This is a genomic window from Lysinibacillus sp. IITD104 (genome assembly GCF_036698265.2).
Taxonomy (GTDB): domain Bacteria; phylum Bacillota; class Bacilli; order Bacillales_A; family Planococcaceae; genus Lysinibacillus; species Lysinibacillus boronitolerans.
This window is the reverse complement of record NZ_JBAHYH020000001.1, coordinates 1,639,335-1,659,540: the sequence shown is the minus strand read 5'-3', so window position 1 is coordinate 1,659,540 and position 20,206 is coordinate 1,639,335. Positions and strand designations below refer to the sequence as shown.

Annotated in this window: 24 protein-coding genes; 11 read left to right on the top strand and 13 right to left on the bottom strand. The window is 36.9% G+C overall.

Annotated elements, in window-relative coordinates; all coding sequences use genetic code 11:
* Positions 1-399: 399 nt before the first annotated feature.
* On the bottom strand, positions 400-531 hold the full coding sequence (locus V1L66_RS08360; RefSeq protein WP_016993490.1) for a hypothetical protein: 132 nt from the start codon (positions 529-531) through the stop codon (positions 400-402).
* 195 nt (positions 532-726) lie between these two features.
* Here V1L66_RS08360 and V1L66_RS08355 point away from each other — a divergent pair, with 195 nt between their 5' ends.
* From V1L66_RS08355 to V1L66_RS08330, 6 genes are all read left to right on the top strand, one after another.
* Positions 727-1,212, top strand: a complete 486-nt coding sequence (locus V1L66_RS08355) for a hypothetical protein (RefSeq protein WP_312126970.1) — start codon at positions 727-729, stop codon at positions 1,210-1,212.
* Positions 1,213-1,366: 154 nt separating this feature from the next.
* On the top strand, positions 1,367-1,771 hold the full coding sequence (locus V1L66_RS08350) for a MerR family transcriptional regulator (protein ID WP_026023436.1): 405 nt from the start codon (positions 1,367-1,369) through the stop codon (positions 1,769-1,771).
* 32 nt (positions 1,772-1,803) lie between these two features.
* Positions 1,804-3,138, top strand: coding sequence for a hemolysin family protein (locus tag V1L66_RS08345; protein ID WP_036076200.1), 1,335 nt, complete (start codon positions 1,804-1,806; stop codon positions 3,136-3,138).
* A gap of 83 nt (positions 3,139-3,221) precedes the next feature.
* On the top strand, positions 3,222-3,626 hold the full coding sequence (locus V1L66_RS08340; protein ID WP_004227282.1) for a hypothetical protein: 405 nt from the start codon (positions 3,222-3,224) through the stop codon (positions 3,624-3,626).
* Positions 3,627-3,767: 141 nt separating this feature from the next.
* Positions 3,768-4,217: a helix-turn-helix transcriptional regulator gene (locus V1L66_RS08335; RefSeq protein ID WP_016993495.1), complete on the top strand. Its 450-nt coding sequence runs from the start codon at positions 3,768-3,770 to the stop codon at positions 4,215-4,217.
* A 255-nt stretch (positions 4,218-4,472) separates the two neighbouring features.
* On the top strand, positions 4,473-5,207 hold the full coding sequence (locus V1L66_RS08330) for a metallophosphoesterase (protein WP_333005815.1): 735 nt from the start codon (positions 4,473-4,475) through the stop codon (positions 5,205-5,207).
* A 29-nt stretch (positions 5,208-5,236) separates the two neighbouring features.
* Here V1L66_RS08330 and cyoE read toward each other — a convergent pair whose 3' ends face one another.
* The 5 genes from cyoE to V1L66_RS08305 form a co-directional block, all read right to left on the bottom strand.
* Positions 5,237-6,187, bottom strand: a complete 951-nt coding sequence (cyoE, locus tag V1L66_RS08325) for a heme o synthase (protein WP_333005813.1) — start codon at positions 6,185-6,187, stop codon at positions 5,237-5,239.
* A 310-nt stretch (positions 6,188-6,497) separates the two neighbouring features.
* On the bottom strand, positions 6,498-7,151 hold the full coding sequence (locus tag V1L66_RS08320; protein ID WP_016993498.1) for an alpha/beta hydrolase: 654 nt from the start codon (positions 7,149-7,151) through the stop codon (positions 6,498-6,500).
* Positions 7,152-7,189: 38 nt separating this feature from the next.
* Complete coding sequence (locus tag V1L66_RS08315; protein ID WP_333005812.1) at positions 7,190-7,747, bottom strand: hypothetical protein; 558 nt, start codon at positions 7,745-7,747, stop codon at positions 7,190-7,192.
* Between the two features lie 137 nt (positions 7,748-7,884).
* Positions 7,885-8,586: an O-linked GlcNAc transferase gene (locus V1L66_RS08310; RefSeq protein ID WP_333005811.1), complete on the bottom strand. Its 702-nt coding sequence runs from the start codon at positions 8,584-8,586 to the stop codon at positions 7,885-7,887.
* Between the two features lie 100 nt (positions 8,587-8,686).
* A complete protein-coding gene (locus V1L66_RS08305; protein ID WP_333005810.1) occupies positions 8,687-9,166 on the bottom strand; it encodes a thioredoxin family protein in 480 nt (159 codons plus the stop codon).
* Between the two features lie 195 nt (positions 9,167-9,361).
* Here V1L66_RS08305 and V1L66_RS08300 point away from each other — a divergent pair, with 195 nt between their 5' ends.
* Together V1L66_RS08300 and V1L66_RS08295 are read left to right on the top strand one after the other, a co-directional pair.
* Entirely contained in the window at positions 9,362-11,656 is a 2,295-nt protein-coding gene (locus tag V1L66_RS08300; protein WP_333005809.1) for a YhgE/Pip domain-containing protein, read from the top strand.
* Between the two features lie 79 nt (positions 11,657-11,735).
* Positions 11,736-12,248, top strand: a complete 513-nt coding sequence (locus V1L66_RS08295) for a PCYCGC motif-containing (lipo)protein (RefSeq protein ID WP_016993502.1) — start codon at positions 11,736-11,738, stop codon at positions 12,246-12,248.
* A gap of 32 nt (positions 12,249-12,280) precedes the next feature.
* On the opposite strand, the gene V1L66_RS08290 is transcribed toward V1L66_RS08295, so the two are convergent.
* The 3 genes from V1L66_RS08290 to V1L66_RS08280 all read right to left on the bottom strand — a co-directional run bounded on the left by V1L66_RS08290 (position 12,281) and on the right by V1L66_RS08280 (position 14,605).
* Positions 12,281-12,598 carry a hypothetical protein gene (locus tag V1L66_RS08290; RefSeq protein WP_333005808.1) on the bottom strand — a complete coding sequence of 106 codons (318 nt, stop codon included), beginning with the start codon at positions 12,596-12,598 and terminating at the stop codon, positions 12,281-12,283.
* 144 nt (positions 12,599-12,742) lie between these two features.
* On the bottom strand, positions 12,743-13,795 hold the full coding sequence (locus V1L66_RS08285) for a hypothetical protein (protein ID WP_333005807.1): 1,053 nt from the start codon (positions 13,793-13,795) through the stop codon (positions 12,743-12,745).
* Between the two features lie 273 nt (positions 13,796-14,068).
* Positions 14,069-14,605: a hydrolase gene (locus tag V1L66_RS08280; protein ID WP_333005805.1), complete on the bottom strand. Its 537-nt coding sequence runs from the start codon at positions 14,603-14,605 to the stop codon at positions 14,069-14,071.
* A gap of 394 nt (positions 14,606-14,999) precedes the next feature.
* On the opposite strand from V1L66_RS08280, the gene serC reads away from it, so the two are divergent.
* A complete protein-coding gene (gene serC, locus V1L66_RS08275) occupies positions 15,000-16,088 on the top strand; it encodes a 3-phosphoserine/phosphohydroxythreonine transaminase (RefSeq protein ID WP_333005803.1) in 1,089 nt (362 codons plus the stop codon).
* A 279-nt stretch (positions 16,089-16,367) separates the two neighbouring features.
* On the top strand, positions 16,368-16,751 hold the full coding sequence (locus tag V1L66_RS08270; RefSeq protein ID WP_016993505.1) for a hypothetical protein: 384 nt from the start codon (positions 16,368-16,370) through the stop codon (positions 16,749-16,751).
* A 62-nt stretch (positions 16,752-16,813) separates the two neighbouring features.
* On the opposite strand, the gene V1L66_RS08265 is transcribed toward V1L66_RS08270, so the two are convergent.
* The 3 genes from V1L66_RS08265 to V1L66_RS08255 are packed head-to-tail and all read right to left on the bottom strand — an operon-like array spanning position 16,814 to position 18,862.
* A complete protein-coding gene (locus tag V1L66_RS08265) occupies positions 16,814-17,242 on the bottom strand; it encodes a Fur family transcriptional regulator (protein ID WP_004227247.1) in 429 nt (142 codons plus the stop codon).
* Positions 17,239-18,102, bottom strand: coding sequence for a metal ABC transporter permease (locus V1L66_RS08260; RefSeq protein WP_333005801.1), 864 nt, complete (start codon positions 18,100-18,102; stop codon positions 17,239-17,241). The genes V1L66_RS08265 and V1L66_RS08260 overlap by 4 nt, the downstream gene beginning before the upstream one ends.
* Positions 18,103-18,115: 13 nt before the next feature.
* Positions 18,116-18,862: a metal ABC transporter ATP-binding protein gene (locus tag V1L66_RS08255; protein ID WP_036076215.1), complete on the bottom strand. Its 747-nt coding sequence runs from the start codon at positions 18,860-18,862 to the stop codon at positions 18,116-18,118.
* A 167-nt stretch (positions 18,863-19,029) separates the two neighbouring features.
* On the opposite strand from V1L66_RS08255, the gene V1L66_RS08250 reads away from it, so the two are divergent.
* Positions 19,030-19,266: a Nif11 family protein gene (locus V1L66_RS08250; protein WP_004227236.1), complete on the top strand. Its 237-nt coding sequence runs from the start codon at positions 19,030-19,032 to the stop codon at positions 19,264-19,266.
* Positions 19,267-19,310: 44 nt separating this feature from the next.
* On the opposite strand, the gene V1L66_RS08245 is transcribed toward V1L66_RS08250, so the two are convergent.
* Positions 19,311-20,204 (bottom strand): deoxyribonuclease IV, encoded by an 894-nt coding sequence (locus V1L66_RS08245; RefSeq protein ID WP_016993508.1) that lies wholly within the window; start codon positions 20,202-20,204, stop codon positions 19,311-19,313.
* Between the last annotated feature and the right edge of the window lie 2 nt (positions 20,205-20,206).

The window sequence follows — 20,206 nt, the reverse complement described above, 5'->3', positions numbered from 1 at the left end:
AATAGCTCCTGTGTTCCTGGTGAGGACTGTTCGCTTACAGCTGTCATGTTTTCTATGGCTCGTACTACCTCTACTGTTTCCCTTTTGAATTAAATAAGAGGCAGTTGTCACTTTGCCCTACAGTATCAACGATATGCTGTAAGATGGCATCGAGTGCTTGTTTATTAAATTTGAATCGTAGGTTTATCAGATGTCTTTGCCTGTTCCATTTTTGGAGCTGTTTCTATCGTTAAATTTTTTGTTTGGACAGTGCGAGAATTTTCTTCATATACTTCATCCCCTTTAGATAGAAAGTAATATTGCATCAGTCATCAAGAATAAAGTATCTAAACAAGGTTAATAAATGTCTTTTTTATAGATAAAAACTCCTGTTTCCAGGAGTTTTTAAAGTCCAGCTCGCTATATGTCAAGTATGCCTCGTAGCCAACGCTCCACAAAGTTTTCAAACGTAATGCCATAATTATCATAAACAGCATGATATACAAAATATGTTCCTAATCGATCAAGCATTTCATCATTAATTTTCACCACAAACCGCTCCCCTTCTCTTAATATTTTACTAAATTTTCAGACTTCTATACTTCCCAAATGCCGAACAATCAAGTGGAGGTCGCATCGTTGCAAAACCGTCACAATCTGCCGCCTTCATGCCCTTTCTTCGTATTTTTCTTTTCGATAAGATAGTAATAACAACTTACTAGACTGGAGGGACTACTTGTGAAATGGATGACAAAGATTGCTTGTATCACATGCATCTGCGCGCTACTTTCTGGCTGTGGTGATCGATTTTCCGAAATTAAAGATGCTGCTTCAGGCATCAATTCAGCTGCTAATTCCGCAGCAAGTGCAGTTAGCCGAGATGTCCATGCAATACGTGCTCTAGACATTAACTATAAAGATACGTCGTTTACGGTTAATGACCTATTTAAAACTATTTTACGTGACATACGCTGGGATTATGACCCCGAAAAAAATGAGCTACATGTGAGAGGTACTTGGCAGCCCCCACTATTTTCTGATCAGGCGTGGCGTGAAGACATGAAAGAAAAGCTTGCTGAATCAGGCTTTGTGACTATTACCTGTAAAATAATTGACGACAAAATTGATAGCGAGCAAACGAGCATAACACTTACATATAATGAAGAAATTCTCTTACAAAAAAATGGTGAGGAAGCACTCCATCACCTATATGATACTTATTTACTTCCGTAAACCTAGGAACGTCTCTACCATTTAATTAATGGCAGAAACGTTCTTTTTTTTGAAAAAATTCTTATCATTTCGAAATATCAAAGGCTATCATTTGAATAAACTAAAACCATCACGTTATAATCAAAGTATCACGTGATGGTTTGGAGGTGTTTGCATTGGGACAGAAAAATTAAAAATTGGCGAGCTTGCAGAAAAAACAGGCATTACTAAACGAACAATCGATTACTATACAAATATTGGTTTGCTAGATGCAGAACGTTCTGCAGCAAATTATCGCTACTATGATCCAGCCATGATTAAACGGCTTCAATTTATTGAACAGCGCAAACAACAAGGGCTTTCACTTGTACAAATCCAACATGAGTTAAACATCACACCCTATGAAGAAATCGATGTACAGGTGCTTCGTTTAAAAATGCAAGATTTAGAGCATGATGTTACATCTCTGCTAGCACAAATGAACAAGCAAGATGATAAAAAAATTGAAACGATTAAGAAAAATGTTTCACCCGAAAGTATTGCATTAATGCAATCCTTATTATTACTCATTCATAATTAGGAGGTGACGTTCTGTTTTTACAGAACGACTATTTGGAGACCATAATAAACCTATCGATTTTTACCATTTTATTAGCTTTAACAGGCTTTTTCGTGGCAACAGAATTTGCCATTGTAAAAGTACGTTCCTCAAGACTCGATCAGCTGGTGGCTGAAGGCAATAAAAAAGCAATTGCTGCTAAACATGTTGTTCAACACTTAGACGAATACTTATCAGCCTGTCAATTAGGAATTACTGTAACCGCTCTTGGTATCGGGATGGTTGGTGAAAAAACTTTTGAATTTATGCTTCACCCGCTATTCGAGATGATCGGCATTTCTGATAAATATATGACGATTTTTACAATTGGAACAGCCTTTGCCATCGCTACGTTTTTACATGTAGTGGTCGGCGAATTAGCCCCAAAAACAGCTGCCATTCAAAAAGCTGAATCCATTACACTTCTTTTCGCAAAACCGATTATGTTTTTCTATAAGATCATGTATCCATTTATTTGGTTCTTGAACGGTTCTGCACGCGTGTTAGTTGGCATATTCGGTATGAAACCTGCTAGCGAACATGAGCTATCTCATACAGAGGAAGAATTGCGATTATTACTGTCTGAAAGCTTTAAAAGTGGTGAAATCAATAAATCTGAGCTCAAATATGTCAATAACGTCTTTGAATTTGACGAACGTATTGCTCGTGAAATCATGGTTCCCCGAACAGAAATTGTTGGAATTGAACAAAATGAATCTTTTACAAACATTATTCATTACATCGCTGCTGAAAAATATACGCGTTACCCGATCTATGATGGGGACCGAGATAATATACTAGGTTTCATCAATGCGAAAGAACTATTAACGCACGGTTTACTTGAACAACTTACAGACGACTCTTTAGTTCTAGAAGATTTCATTAATCCTGTCATTCGAGTAATTGAAACAATTCCAATTCAAGAATTACTTGTACGCATGCAAAAGGAACGAATCCATATGGCCATCCTAATGGATGAATATGGTGGTACATCTGGTCTTGTAACGGTTGAAGATATTTTAGAAGAAATTGTTGGTGAAATACGAGATGAATTTGATGATGATGAAATTGCGGATATTCGAAAAATTACAGATCATCATTATTTATTAAATGCAAAAATGCTTGTGGAAGATGTGGAAAATCTATTAAACATTACACTAGATGCTGAGGAAGTGGAAACATTAGGTGGTTGGTTCTTAACTGTGAATAACGGTATTAAAGCATCAAAAAATATTGAGCTGGGCTCCTATATCTTTAGCATCTATGAGCAGCAAGGTCATCAAATTCATTATATCGAGGTTCGTCCTCTTCGAAAAAGTCTACCTCTCCAAACAGAGGTTCAATCGTAAAGGCAAGAAACCTTATTCCATTATTAGCCATTTCACTATATAATGATAGAGAAAAATGATTTTAGTTGCAGGGGGCCATATACATGACATTATTTAAGCTATATCATTCAGATGGTATTCACATTATTACTGATGTAAAAAAACACAAAACAAATATTGAGTTAAAAACAATCACGGGGGAAGTTCTATTTATTATCGTGGTCACAGATGAAAATTACACAGTCTACGATGATCGTTTTGCAGGAGCTTCCAAGCAATTAAATTCAGTTGAAGCTTTCGATATTGATGGGAGTTTTCGTAGTTTAGATTTCGATAATATGCGCTCTCTATTTAAAGAATCATTTACAAAGCTATTACAAGAGATTGCTGTGTGTGTTAAAAATAAAGAGGAGCTTGTGGATATTGATACACTTCGCCATAAAGTAAGCGCTCAGATTAAAGGCATCCACTTCAGGGTGATCTCTGATACGAAAAAATATGAAATCTAACATGGAACAGACTGTCCACTATGGGCAGTCTGTTTCAATTTTACACGACGATCTCTTCCCTTTCCCAAGTTGAAAGAAAAACACGCTTCTTTACTTTCATGTATAATGGAACTTAACAATCTGAAAATAAGGGGTGTTAGGATGAATCGTGAACAATTAATCACACTCGTTTCAGAAAAGCTGAAATTAATCCGTACAGAAAAAGCTTTCACACAGGATCAAATGAGTGATTTACTAGGATTATCAAAAAAAACACTTGTCCAAATTGAAAAAGGCCGTATACTAGCTGGCTGGACAACCACTGTTACAGTTTGCACATTGTGCCGAGACAGTACGATATTACAGCATGAACTTGGTGGTGATCCATTAGAGGTTGTGGATTTAATCGCGAATAATGGAACATTGCAGCCAAAAGAGAAAACAATGGGTGGATACATATGGTGGAAAAACATTCAGGAATATGGTGGTTTTCGGCTACAGCAAAACGTCATCAGTCAGCATTATCGCATATTAGACAGCAATAATTTTCGCCTCATTTCAACATTTGATGAACAAATAGCAAAGCAAGCATGGGAAAAACTACAGCTATAATCTTTCAATCAAACAGTAGGAGCATTGCTATTTGCTTCTGCTGTGTTTCCCTTTCCCTTCCTCTCATAAGTCATCCTCTCTAGACAAATGAATATAGATATAAAATCACCTATCATATGATAAAAAGAGTAGTATGAGAATTGTTTCTTTCAAAGTCCTATGAAAAAGGCCAGAAGAAGCTGGAAAAGTCGAAATTTGTAGAATAATTCTCTATACTTAAGGGTAAAGCTGTACTATTAGAAAGGATGCTCGTAAATGAACCGAATACTAGCAATTAGTGACATACATGGAGAATTAGGGCTACTGGAAGAATTATTATTAAAAGTAAACTATGACCCAATGAACGACCAGCTTTTTCTTCTTGGTGATTATATTGATAGAGGGCCCTCTTCTAGTGGTGTGTTAAATTTAGTGAGTGAACTACAGGCAAAGGGTGCACGCGTTTTGCTAGGTAATCATGAGGCGATCATGCTCAATGCATGCCGTTCAGGTCTTGCAAAACCATGGAACCATTGGGTAGGGCTTTGTGGTGGTGAGGCAACATTAGCAAGCTATGGCTATCAATTGGAAGACTTTGAGGAAGCTATCGAAAGTAATACTCTGCCTAGCTTTATTAAAACGCTCCCTAAGCTCGAAGAACATTTACAGTTACTCGAGACGTTTGAAATATATATTGAATTAGAAGATGCTATTTTCGTTCATGGTGGCGTTGTACCAGGTGTTACAATAGCCGAAACTGACCCCATGCGCTTACTTTGGATTCGCGAGGAATTTCACGCAGGCTATCAAGGGGAAAAAACAATAATCTTCGGCCATACCCCTACCTTTAACCTACATCATAATCCAACTGATTATCGTGTTTATTTCGGAGAAAATAATATTATTGGCATTGACGGTGGAGCAGTGTTTGGTGGACAGTTACATGCATTCGAGTGGCCAAGTCGTCAAATCGTTTCAGTCGAAAATAAAAAACCAACAAGTAACGAGTAAACTTGTTGGTTTTATTTTCGTCATTATAATTAATAAAGCTTAAAGATAACTCCTACGAGAGAGTACACAATGACTGTTGAGAATAGTATCGTCATATGGAATAGTGAAAAAACAAACATTTTGGTAGCCCATTTTACTTGATCTGTATTACTATGATAGCCATAAATACTCATCACCAGCCAAGCAACGCTTAAGATTAATGCCACAAGCATGATCCCTACACTTAACGAGCCAAATAAGAAGCTTGATAGAATCAATAGTATTAAATAGAAGTTGGTTTGATAATACGTTCGACGCATCCCTTTGATAACTGGTAGCATAGGCACACTGGCTGCTTCATAGTCTACACGTTTGCGAATAGCAATCGCATAGAAATGTGGCATTTGCCAAATGACCATCACAAAAAATAATCCAAGTATCGCTGGGTGTGTAATATCTGTAGATACAGCAGACCAACCGATTAATGGTGGTACCGCACCACTTATACTACCGATTTCTGTATTATAAATCGTACGACGCTTTGTCCACATTGTATATGGGACTACATATAGGAATACCCCTAATAAACCAAATGCCGCTGCTAAAGGTGACGCAAGTGCCAACACAGCTACTCCAATAATTAACATTACGACAGCTAATGATAAAGTCGATTTCGCTGACATTTCACCTGTTACAGTTGGTCGGCTTTGTGTACGAGGCATAATCGCATCAATATCACGATCATAGACATTATTAAAGGCCCCTGCAGCTCCAATGACAAGGGCGGAACCGATTGTTGAAAAAATGATTTCAGGTATATTGTCTACAAACGTCATTTTATTTTTGTACATGCCTAGCGTTAAACCAGCCCACATAGGTATTAAATTGGATTTGATAATCCCTGTTTTGACGGTTTGCGCTAAAATAGAAGAACGTGATAACTTCCCTCTTGTTTTTTCGGAGGCTAGTGGTTTATGCTCCGTTTTCAGATTTTGTTCCATTCAGCTTAATTCCTTTTCTCCATAATTTCTACACGCTTCCATCGATAGAAAGCGACAAAATTTGCATCTAGCACATCAAATTATTATTTTACCCCTTTTAGATCTGTTCTGTCTCTCTTTTCACATAAAGTACATGTTTTATCTAACAAGCACGCTCATTCACAACATCTTCTATGATACCACCGACTGACGTGAAATTGAACCTTCTTGCCTCGATTCTTCCAATCACTATTGGAGAAAAATAATTTGATAATAGGTCATATTACAGTACCCAAAAAAACCGAGACAAATTTTTGCCTCGGATTTCCTTTTATTGAATTTCTTCCTGTAGTTGCTGGGCTAAAAATGCCACTAGATCACGAAGATTGTCAGGTGTTACACCATGTCCATCTGGGTATTGCTTAAAGGTCACCTTAGCACCAAATTGTTCAAAGATCTCTTTACTTTCCATACCCCATTGAGAAGGTATTACATAATCATAATCGCCGTGCGATATAAAAGCATGTAAATGTTCTACAGAGCGAATAGCATATTCCTCTGTCACAAACTTTGGCATATACCCACTTAATGCAACAATCCCTGTCACTAAATTCCCCATGACAAAGGCAAGTGATTGTGCTAAAACCGCGCCTTGGCTAAAGCCTAAAACAAATACTTTATGAGGATCAATTTGATATTCATCGATGGCCTCTAATATAAATCGTTGCAAGGCTACCAACACTTTATCGAAGATAGCGCGATCTGGTTGCCCTACGTCTTGAATGGTAAAAAAAGCATAGCCAGGATGTTGCGTAATTGGCCCTCGTAAACTAAATATATGACATTGCTCTTGAAAATCCTGCACTAATTGTGGTAAATCATCCTCATTACTGCCCATGCCATGAAGCAAAAAAATAGCGGGGTATTTCTTCGTAGGGTCCATATTTGTTGGTTGTGTATGGTTAAAAGTAAATGGTGTATTCATTCAATCAAATTCCTTTCGTGTAAAGCTTCGTAACAAAATCAGTATAATTTTGTTCTATTAATTAATCCATCTGTATGGTAGGCAATATAGCCATTAACAATTCGTATCGTTTCTTGAGGGTCTGCGTCAAAGAGTATTTTTGATTGCTCTGGCGTGGAAACAAGCACGGTTAATAAATCCATGCGCATGGAATGCCCAGCAGAGCTATAGGCATAATCATAAATAATCGCTTCCTCTGTCATCTCTTCTGACTCATATTGCTGATGGAATAAATCCTTTGCAGCATCCGATTGCTCTGCTACTTGTTGACGAATTCGCATCTGATGCATTAATAATTCCTCTTCAAGAGCTGATGGCTTTAGCCACTCTTTAGCTCGAAGCATTTTTAGAAATTCTTGCTCCCAAGCCTGTTCATTCTCAGTAAAATAGAGCATATTAATCATCAACATGTCCCAAAAGTCTACAGATGTTGAAGCTGATTGTCGCTGCATGGCAATCGTTTCCTTAAAATGCTCTTCCACTTTTGTAATATTCATATTGCGAACTAAATGGTTACATACGTTTTCTATAAACTTATTTGCCACTTCTTGTGCCATAAAAAATCCGTCCTTTATATCAACAAATCAATTTCTTTCTTATCATACCATGATTGTGAAATATGGCAACGAACCTCGCTCACTAGATTTTTAAGTAAAAAGGATGACTCCATATACTTTGGAGACATCCAATTATCTTATGAGAAAACATAGCTATCCATATTGTCGATTGTATTTTGAATAGCAGCTTTCAACGATTTTTGCTCTTCACCACAAGAAGCTAGCGCATCCTCCAATGTCAGTGCAGCATTCGCTATAAATGGAGCCATTTGCAAATCTTTTGCCAATTGAATAAGTACGAGGGCTCTATTCCATTTCCAACGAGGATTTGTTGGATCTAGCTGAATCGCTTGCTCCAAATAACCGAGGGCATCAAATGGCATCCAGCCAAAGCGGTGCATCGTCTGCCCTGTTATCCCCCAGTAGACAGCCTTATTTGGGTTTTCCTTTACTGCTTGCTGAAAGCAGTGAACACTTTCATTGTAATGATGTGCGAATAAGAACAGCTCTCCTTGTGTAAAAAAGGATTGCGCTTTGTCAGCTGATGCTCCAGTTTTTGCGACTTCCTCCAATTGCTGAATACGCTTCGCAAATGCCTTTTCATCTTTTATTGCTCGTATTTCTACAACTAGATCTGATTCTGGATAGCTTTCATCAGCTCGTTCCACATGCTGTACTTCGATATGAGCAGTTGGCTTTGGATAACGATCATATTCATATTCTTCTAATAATCGAATATATTTTTGTGCCAATACTTTGTCCTCTTCGTTTTTCACCTGCTTCGCTAATTCATAGCATTTCATCAGTTCACCATTATAAAAATAATCATCCATTGACATTCAGAATTCCTCCAGTGTACAACTATTCAGTATTTTTAGTATACACCACAAAAACAAAAGAGACTGTATCTAAATAATTTTGACACAGTCTCTTCCTTTTCTATTTATTTAACACAACTGTATTTAAGAACGTTCGTAAATCTTCTTCTTTTTGAGCTCCTACAAAACGACTTACTTCTTTACCATCTTCGAAACGAATGAATGTTGGTGTTGCCTTAATATTATATTTTTCCCATAGATCATCGTATTCATAGACATTCAATTGAGCAATATCAACACCAAGCTCATCGGCAATTGGCATTAATACTGGTGTAAATGCTTGACAGTGTACACAGATTGGACTGAAGAAGTAAGCATTAACCGGTTCGCCCGCTTTAATTTTAGCTTCTAGTTCGTCTGGTAACATAATGTTTTGATAGTTTTCATCATCCAATTGATCAATTGTTTCTTGTTTTAGCTTTTTATCGCCATAAGGATTGTTTGCGCTTTCTAATTTACTTTTGTTTGAGATGTTGGTAAGCACAATAATTGCTGCAAATAAAACAACAATCACTGAACCAATAATTAATAGTTTTTTCACTAAAGCAGTGACCTCCTTTTTTACACTAAAAGCCCTAGTTTTAGTGCATTCGCGATTGATTATAAATTGTTTTGAAAACCTAGTAAACTAATTCGCCTTTAAATGAAGATATTTCACATTTATAACATAATTTTAAGTATATTTGGGAACATACATAATGAGAGTTCATGCAAATTTGAATGTGGGGTGATTATGATGAAAAACTCGTTCCAGCATGTTTTTCAAATTTATACAAAAGATATCCGTAATATTGTTACAAACTGGGTCGTAGCTGTTATTATAGGTGGACTAATTTTTCTTCCTTCTCTTTATGCCTGGCTAAATATTTATGCCTCTATGGACCCTTACGCCCACACCTCTAATATGAAAATCGCAATTGTCAATGAAGATACGGGAACCACCGTAAGAGATGAAGCAATTAATGTCGGGAATGAGGTTATTGAGACTTTACGTACGAATAAAAGCTTTACTTGGGTGCTACAGACGGAAAAGGAAGCTAAGGAGCATTTGAAAAATGGTGATTACTTTGCAGTCATTGTCATTCCAAATGATTTTTCGCAAAAACTAACATCCATTCTTACCGATCAACCAACGAAGGCGCATATTGATTATTATGTAAACGAAAAAAAGAATCCTATAGCCCCTAAAATTACAAGTAAAGGAGCGAGCGTACTTACACAGCAAGTTTCCAATGAATTTGTATCGACCGTCAATGGGACACTTTTTTCTATTTTTAACACAATTGGCCTAGAAATGGAACGTGACATTCCTGATTTCCGCAAATTCGAAAATTATGTTTTTACTATAGAACAACATTTACCTGATATTAATTCATTTTTAACTCAAGCCTCTACTCAAGGAAAAGAGGCAAATCAATTACTTAATCAGGCGCTGACACAAGTTCCCCAGGTGGAACAACTAACAACAGATGGTTTAACAACCATTCAGAAGGGTTTACATTTAGTGAATGAAGCAGATGCTTTATTTAATGAACTATCTCCTGTCATCAAAAAGGATGTCACAACTGTCCAAAATATTGCCCAACATTTTACAGATATCATCAATAAGCTCAATAGCATAAATTTTGACCCTGCCTCTATTACACAAACGAAAGAGGCACTTAAAAATCAATTGTCTACTTCCAAAGACAGCATAACCAATAGTATTCAGACGCTGGAGGCACTGCAAAAATTAATTCAGGCAGATGCTTCGACTCGTAAGCAATTAGAAGACTCTTTAACAACCATTATCGGTTCTTTGCAGGAAAGTAATGCGGAAGCGAATCAGCCAATCATTGAACAGCTTACAGCCATTCGCGAAGCCTTGGAGCATCCTCCAAACTTCATTGATTCAACGTCAAATGCGCTTAACTCATTACAACAATTACAGACTCTACATGACGATTTACTAAATAAAATGGATCAATTAAAGCCCATTGATAAAGATGTCATTAAGCAGGATATTACAGCTATACAACAAATCGCACAAAATGCTACAGCTAACTTACAAAAATTCTTATCCTACTATAACGAAAGTCTAGAGCCACAAATTCGTTCCACCCTATCGAGCGCGAAACAAACTTTAACTAACGCTTCTGCCATGCTGACAAAGGTAAAACAATTCATACCTCAGGCAACAGATAAATTGACACAGGCCAAAAACACGCTAGGAACAGCGAATCATGCTATTCAAAAGATACAAACTGAATTTCCAACTTTAAGTGCTAAAATCAAAGAATTAGCGAATAAGCTACGAACATTAGAAGAAGAAGCAGATATAGCAGAGATTGTGCAATTACTAAAAAATGATGTCAATGCCGAACGTGATTTCTTTGAGGAGCCTATTAAATTGAAGGAACATCGCGTATTCCCTATTGCGAACTACGGAACAGCCATGACACCGTTTTACACAGTACTATCTATTTGGGTAGGCTGTCTATTATTAATTTCATTATTATCTGTGAATCTTCATGGAGATACGCCATATAGTATTCGAGAAATTTACTTTGGTCGACTCTTAACCTTTGCAACTTTTTCATTTATTCAAACCCTTATTATTACCATTGGAGATATTTTCTTAGTAGACGGCTCCATTCAAGCACCTGCCTACTTTATCTTATTTGGACTTTTCATTAGTCTCGTATTTGTAACAGTTGTCTATACACTCGTAGCCGTTTTCGGTAATGTAGGAAAAGCATTAGCGATTGTGATGCTTGTGTTACAAATTGCAGGTTCTGGTGGAACCTATCCTGTCGAGTTATTACCAAGGTTCTTCCAACTAATCAATCCATTTTTACCTTTTACGTATGCGATTGAAATGATGCGTGAAGCAGTCGGTGGAATTATCTGGTCAACTGTCTGGATGGACCTCATCTTCCTATTAGGTTTCTGGTTCATTTTTATCCTGTTCGGATTCTTCTTAAAAAAATTATTGAGCGAGAAAATGGAACATTTCATGAACAAAACACGTGGATTAGATATATTTCACTGATTTTCAACGTTGTGCCTGTAAATGTTTAAGAAAACGATGTTATAATGGAAGCATTGTAAACATGTAGGAGGCGCTATTTTTGAAGAAATCGATTACTATTTTTGTTGTATTGGCGTTACTGTTATTAAGTGCTTGTGGAGAAAATAAGAACAGTGCTGAAACCACTCCTAAAGCAAATGATGCTTCACATGAAGGCCATGACCATGCGGAGGCATCTGGTGATATCCAAGAAGAAACGGCTTCTGCTGATGTCCTACCGACCTTTTTAGAGGGCAAACAAGAAAATATTCGCTTGGTCTATCAAATAGCTGGACAATCGACAGAGATTCTTGAATGGATGCCGTGCTACTGCGGCTGTGGTGAATCTGCTGGCCATAAAAGTAATTTAAATTGCTTTATTCAGGAAAAACGTGAGGATGGTTCGATTGTTTGGGATGATCATGGGACACGCTGTTTAGTGTGCTTAGAGATTGCTGTCCAATCGGCACAACTGCACAAAGAAGGCAAGAGCTTAAAAGAAATTCGTCAGTTCATTGATGACACGTATAAAGAGGGCTATGCAAAACCAACACCAACGGACATGCCTGCATAAAAAAGCAAAGTCGCACATTCGCGACTTTGCTTTTATTGTTTCAGTTGATTTTTCTTTCGTTTACGAAGGATGATAAACAATATGACTGCGATGACAAGGATGAGCCCAACAAATTCTGCAATTAAAACATAGGATATGTCGCCTTTTTTCGCTACTTTCCCATCTTCCTTATCAGCATTTTGATTTACGGCTACAACAAATTGCCCTTCTTTTGTTTCAATCGCAGCGTCTGCCTGTGAATTCGTCTCCTTCAAGTAAGTATAAAAGTCACCTTTTACAGAAGTATTTTCTAATGAATGAATCCATAATAAAGGCTCTTTAAGCTGCCAGAAATTTTTGGTTATAAACACATATTGGCCAATTGCCTCAGGTAAAAACCCTTGTGAGATAAGCTGCTCAGATGTATGAGGTCAGCATCCAAACGCAATAAAAAATAAGTAGGTATTTGTAAGAGTAAAATAAGGATGGTTCCATAGACAAAAATAGCTCTATTTCTAGTCATTGTTGTGTGCATTTTTTACCTCCCTTTCGGCTAATAGTGGTAGCAAATTATCAAAACTATGCGTTGACCTTTTATCAACATAACCTGTTGTAGGGTCCTTTAAGTTTTCCATTTTCTCAATAAACTCCTGTGCTATTTTCTGTTCGTCTATTGCAAGCATATATCGCGCTGCCATGGCGTAAACAGCTGGTGACTCATAGTCAACAGTTGGTTGATTCGTTTGAGGATTATAACGACCATATAATTTATTGTCTCTTTTCAGAAGGTTTAATAGCCAGTCTTTAAATACTGCAGTGTCCCCATCGATAGAGGCAAGATGATAAGCTGTATATAATTGATCAATCATGTGTAGTTCTTTGTCAAATACATATTTTTCAGTGGTAATATCATAATATTTTGGAAAAAACCCTGCGTTAGCTCGTGGCACATTTTGTATAATAGCTAACTGATGTTGGACTTGCTGTTGGGATAAAAGACCGTTTTCTTCCATCTCATGAAAAGCTGAAGGCATGATATAGCTAATCGTTAGCGTATTGGCTTTGTCATGACTGTCAACATCGACAAAGTCAACAAACAGTTCTTTATTCATTCCATACCGAACTAAGTTTTCTCCAATTTTTTTACCCAATTGTAAGTAAGTTGCATCCTGCCACTTTTCACCTGCTGACAGTAAAACACGAATGATTCGCAAATCATCAATTAATGCATTAACAGAAGCCTTTCTAGTCCCCTCTATACGCCAGACAATAAAATCATTTGCTAAAAAGTATGATTTCATAACATTTATCTGCTCATTAAAACGAACCTGATCATCTTTTTCTAATAAATACGCCAACCATAACCCTACCGACTCTGATAAAAATATGTCCTTTTGGTTTGTTAAATCTGTCCTTAATAGTCCCTTATCATTCAGTAAATCTTCAATAACAAATTGTTCCGTTGATGAAAGAGGATCTTTTTCTACTTTTACTTCTTTACCTGTACAACTGATTGAAAGAAAAACTACACTCACGATTAACAGCCACCATCTAACATTTTTTATCATCGTCATCATCCTCATTAATAGTTATTTCCCTATAATGAATCCCGGTTTTTTATTATAGTATACAACATTTAGAATGGCTAAGTTTTTATATGAGTAATGTCACGCTTTATGCAGATTTAATAAAAAAAGATGCTCGAAAAAGGTCTATTGACCCATCAAACATCTACTATTTTTTATATAAAATCAATATATTTTTATACATTTCTATTGAAAGCAAAATTGTTATTACAATGAATGGAATAAACATACCAATTGTTTCAATTTTAATTTGCGTTATTTAACAAGCTTCAAAATGGTTTTAAAATGTTCATGATCTGCACGTTGTAATAGCTCATACAAGATCATTTCGGTGCTAGTTGGATAAATACCAAGGGCATTCATCTTCGTAAGCCCAATTTCTTTATTTGCCTTTGTTCGAGAAGATACGGCGTCTACAACAACCTCTACTTCAAATCCTTGTTCTTTCAGTTGTCTAGCCGTTTGATACACACAAATATGTGTTTCGATACCTGTGACAATGAATTGAGAACGTCCATTTTCCTTCATCGCTTCTACAAATGCCTCTTCTTGGCACGCACTAAAGGCCATTTTGGCAATAGGTTGCCCTTGTAAATGCTGTGCAATATCAAGTGCCGTTCCGCCTAATCGACTTGGATTTTGTTCTAGCCACAAAATAGGTACTTCGAGTGCCTTCATCGCTTGTACTAGCTTTGCTACATTTTCAATTACCGTTTCACTGTCATCAACAATTGTTGCTAACTTTCCTTGCACATCTACAACTACTAAACAAGCTTTCTCTACAGTAAACATCCTGAACACCTCTTTTTCTTTTCTTAATAATATTATACAAAAACTTGCTTACCTCTCGTAAAGTAATAAGGAACTTTCTCTAACAATCGATTGGATAGTTTTGCTTTAGCCTGTCCGTTTCACGCTTCTACCAAGGAAAAATTTGCAAGCAAAAACACGAACAATATCATTTTTATTGCAATGAAAAATATTTAATATACGGAAAATATAACTTAATTTCAAAAATATCCTTCTGTTTGTTCGTTTTTAATGAAAAATACCTGCTTAAATGTGTACATTTTGTTGCGAGCCTGTCGCCATTCTGCTCAAATATTAAGAATTTTATTTTTTCTCTTGAAAATTAGGTTATAATCCAGTAAAGTTCTGTTATTAACCAAACAAGGAGTGTACCACTTTGACACAACGTGCATACAATTTCAACGCAGGTCCATCTGCTCTACCACAAGAAGTATTAGAAAATGCTCAACAGCAATTAGTAAACTTCCGTGATTCAGGTATGTCCATTATGGAAATGAGTCACCGAAGTGCCATTTTCGATGAAGTACATAATGAAGCTATTACTTTATTAAAAAAACTTTATGCTATTCCAGAAAACTATGAGGTACTATTCTTACAGGGTGGAGCAAGCCTTCAGTTTACAATGGTGCCTATGAACTTCTTAACAACTGAGCAAAAAGCTAGCTATGTATTATCAGGCTCATGGTCTGAGAAAGCTTTTAAGGAAGCTAAATTATTTGGGACACCTGTTGAAGCTGCAAGCACAAAAGAAAACCAATACCGCAATATTCCTGCTTTAGAAGATATTCAATTCAATGAAGATGATGCATATGTTCACATCACATCCAATAATACGATATATGGTACACAATGGAAAAATTTCCCTAGCACAGGAAATGTTCCATTAGTGGCGGATATGTCAAGTGACATCCTATCAAAACCAGTTGATATTGAAAAATTCGGTATCATCTATGCAGGAGCTCAAAAAAACCTTGGCCCTTCAGGTGTAACGGTCGTGATTATTCGCAAAGATTTACTTGAAAAAGCAAATAAAAATATACCAACGATGTTAAAGTATACAACACATGCTGATAGTAATTCTCTTTATAATACACCTCCGACATTCGGGATCTATATGCTCGGCGAGGTATTAAAATGGGTAGAAGCTAAAGGCGGCGTAGCAGCAATTGAAAAACATAATGAATTAAAGGCAAAAGTGATTTATGATGCCATTGACAATAGTAATGGTTTCTACAAAGGCCATGCCACACCTGAAAGCCGTTCTTTAATGAACATTACATTCCGTGTTGCAGATGAGGAGCTGGAAAAACAATTCCTTGCAGAGGCAAAGGCAGCAGGTTTTGTTGGGCTAAATGGACATCGTTCTGTTGGCGGCTGTCGTGCTTCCACTTATAATGCAGTGCCACTTGAGGCTTGCGAAGCTTTACGAGATTTCATGGTAAATTTCCAACAAAAACATCAATAAACTTCTATTTAAAAGATGAGTCTTTCCATTTCGGTAAAGACTCATCTTTTTTTCGCGCTTGTAGAAGGAAATATGAAATCTATCCCCATACAATTAGCTTGATTAGATGTTTATAGCAATATTTCAGCTTAGGGCTTTACACATTGCAAAAGTTTTTGAGAAAAATATAGATTTTTAAGCTGCCTATCGGACATATCGCCAGTCTCTGGCTATGCACCAAACATAGATTATTACTGTAAGGGTTACCTTTACGAAACTAGAAGAAGGGAGGTCTAGACAATGGAAGATAAAAGATATATGTCACATATGAACTGGCAAGGCTGTAAATGTCCTAAAAAAGAGGAAAAATGCTGTCAACGTAAAGTTGAAAAATGTCATTGCCAAAAAGAGGAAAAATGCCATTGTAAAAAAGAAGAAAAATGTACACCAAGAATGAGCAGCCACTGTAGAGGCTGTATTTGTCACCAATTAAGAAAATTAGAGCTAGCTACTACACTAGATATCTTCTTATCTGGAGGTGTTAGCTTCTTAGGTGTGACTTTCATTTCCCTTGATCCAAGAAATTGCTGTGCATACTTCCTTGAGCCAGGTGCAGCAGCTGCTTCTCCTTTAATCGTAGATTGCAATAAAATTGTTGCGATTCGTCGAGTGGCTGTAGCTTAATTAATATAGAGGGTAGCCTTATACAGGTACCCTCTTCTTACATAGAAAAAACGCTGTCATATTTAATGTGACAGCGTTTCATGCTTACAATCCGGGCATTTACCATATATTTCAAACTTATGATTTTCAATTTCATAATCAGGTAATTTTTCACCTAACATTTCCATTGGACAAAGATTAAGCTCTTTGACGTTGCCACAATCCATACAAATAAAATGATGGTGATGATGCGCAGATTCACAGTGCATACGGAAATTACGTTCCCCTGATAGCTCTGTTTCTTCTAATATCCCAAGTTTCACAAAAGTAGCAAGGTTACGATAAATGGTATCAAAACTCATTCCCGGAAAATCCTTTTTTAGAACATCCAATAAATCACGGGCTGTTAGATATTTATCTGTTGCTGCAAACATATCTAATATTAACTCCCGTTTATCTGTTTTTTTATAGCCATTTTCCTTTAATATTTCCCACGCTCTTGAAATATTCATTGCGCTACCTCCCCCTGCTTTGCAGCCATTTTAAGTGCTACTTTCTTCCCTAGGATTACAAGTAACAAAATCAGAATAGAAGTGACAACAATCGTGCCTCCTGGCGCTAAATCCATATAAAATGCGCTAATTAGACCAATTAGTACAGCTGTTTCTCCAAAAACAATGGCAAAAATGATGGTTTGTTTAAAGCCCTTTGCCAAGCGCATTGCTGCTGCAACAGGCAATGTCATCAGAGATGATACAAGTAAAATACCAACTATGCGCATACTTGCCGCAATGACAAGTGCTGTTACAATCATAAATAAAAGATGAACCCAACGAGCCGGAAGTCCACTAGCTTTTGCATATTCCTCATCAAAAGACAAAACAAATAATTCTTTAAAAAATAAAAACAAAAAGATAATCACAATGGCAGCAATGCCAATCACTACCCATAAGTCTTGACGAGATACAGCAGAAACCGAGCCGAATAAATAACTCATTAAATCTGTGCTAAAACCACTGGCAAGTGAAATAAAGATGGCGCTAATCCCAATACCACCTGACATGATAATTGGAATGGCAAGCTCCTCATAGTGCTTATACAAACGCCTTAAACGCTCAATCAAGACAGAGCCACTCACAGAGGCTAGTATTCCTAGATAAATAGGATTGAGCATTGCTAAGGCTGATACAGATTGACTGATGTATAAACTCCCAGCGATTCCAGCGAGTGTTACATGTGACAAAGCATCGGCAATCAAGGACAGCCTACGTACAACAATAAACACCCCCAGCAGTGGTGCAAGTATGCCAATTAATAATCCAGAGAAAAAGGCATTTTGTAAAAATTCATAATGTAAAATTGCTTCAATCATGTGCCTACTCCTTCTAATGAATCTTTCTCACGGAATGGCCATACCAAGCATCTAGCGCGTCCTGAGAAATATTATCAAATTCATTTTTATAGCCGTGGAAGTGAATGGTTTGATTTAAACATGCCACATGACTAATACGATTTGATACCGTATCGACATCGTGTGTGACAAGAATCATCGTAATTCCTTGTTCCCGATTTAATTTCGCCAGCATATCATAAAATGACTGCACGTTCTCGTGATCAATGCCGACAGTTGGCTCATCTAAAATGAGCAGTTTAGGATCACTGACTAAAGCTCTTGCAATAAAAACACGTTGTTGTTGTCCACCAGATAATTCTCCAATATTGCGATTCATATAAGCATCCATGCCAACTGCCTTTAAAGCTTCTTGAACTTTGTCTTTGGCGTCTCGGCCAGGTCTTTTAAAAAGCCCTAATTTTTTTGTTAATCCACTTTTCACGACCTCTTGCACGGTTGCTGGGAACCCAGAATTAAAGGCATTGGATTTTTGTGAGACATAGCCAATCCATTCACGGTGCTTAAAGTTTGCGCTTGTTTCACCAAATAGCTTTATTTCACCGGATAAAGGTTTCAACAAACCTAAAATAATTTTTAATAATGTTGATTTTCCCGAACCATTTGGACCGAGAAGTGCTAAAAAATCTCCCTCTTCTACACGAAAAGAAATGTTTTTTAAAACTTGCGTATAGTCATATTGAAATGACACATTTTCAATGTCAATAAGTGTTGTTTTCATGCATGATCGCTTCTTTCTAATTCAAAATCATTACGATTTACAAATTGTAAGTATAAAGGAAAGTGCAGTTTTTGTAAAGAAAAGAAGATGGATGCTTTTTCGAATAGGCTGATGGCAAGTGTGTAAATGATTTCGTGAAAATAAAATGGGATAAAGGAGGATTGACTTTGAGTATTCAATTTTTACAGCAATTAGCACAAAGCACGGATAAGGAAATTGTCGCGATTGCTCGTGAAGAAGGTTTTAGCATTACGACTTCTGAAGTAAAAAAACTTCGACCTTATTTGGAGCAATTCTCATTTTCTTGGCTATTTTTAGGTATTCCTAAAGATATTCTTGTTGAAGTGGAAGCTGTTTTAGGGAGAAAGCGCTCTCGCCAACTGATTGCCTTGTTTACAAAATAAAAAAAGCCCGAAATCAGAACCAGCCTGATTTCGGGTTAGTTATATTAGCCCTTTAAAGCTTCAATATGCTCAGGCTTAAATGTACCGTTTCGTAACATATCGATTTCCACTTTATACGGAGCTACCTTAGATTTAGCGTCACTAGTGAGAGGGACAAACGGTGTCTCTAAAATTTTAGGAACATCCATTAATTGTGGATGGTGTACTACATAGTTGAGGGCATCAAAGCCAATATGACCAAAGCCAATATTTTCGTGGCGATCCTTACCTGCACCGCGCACATTTTTGGAGTCATTGATATGCAATACTTTAATGCGTTCCACGCCTATTATTTTATCAAATTCGTTTAATACCCCATCAAAATCTTCCACAATATTATAGCCAGCATCATGTGTATGACAAGTATCAAAGCATACAGATAGTCGCTCGTTATTCGTTACACCATCAATAATTTTAGCAAGCTCTTCAAAGGAACGTCCACATTCTGTCCCCTTCCCTGCCATGGTTTCTAATGCAATTTGAACGGGATAGTCTTGAGATAAAACCTCATTTAAACCTTCAATAATTTTAGCAATACCAGCATCAGCACCAGCTCCTACATGGGCACCAGGATGTAACACAATTTGCGTTGCCTCCAGTGCTGCAGTACGTTCAATTTCCGATTGTAGGAAATCTACACCGAGACGGAATGTTTCTGGTTTTTCTGTATTGCCAATATTAATAATGTAAGGTGCATGTACAACAATATTGGTCATACCATGCTCTTTCATATGCAGGAGTCCATTCATGATGTTTAAGTCAGCAATGGCTTTGCGACGCGTATTTTGCGGTGCTCCAGTATAAATCATAAATGTATTGGCTCCGTATGACAGTGCCTCTTTACTAGAGCCAAGTAGCATTTCTTTCCCGCTCATCGAAACATGTGAGCCAAGTAACATGT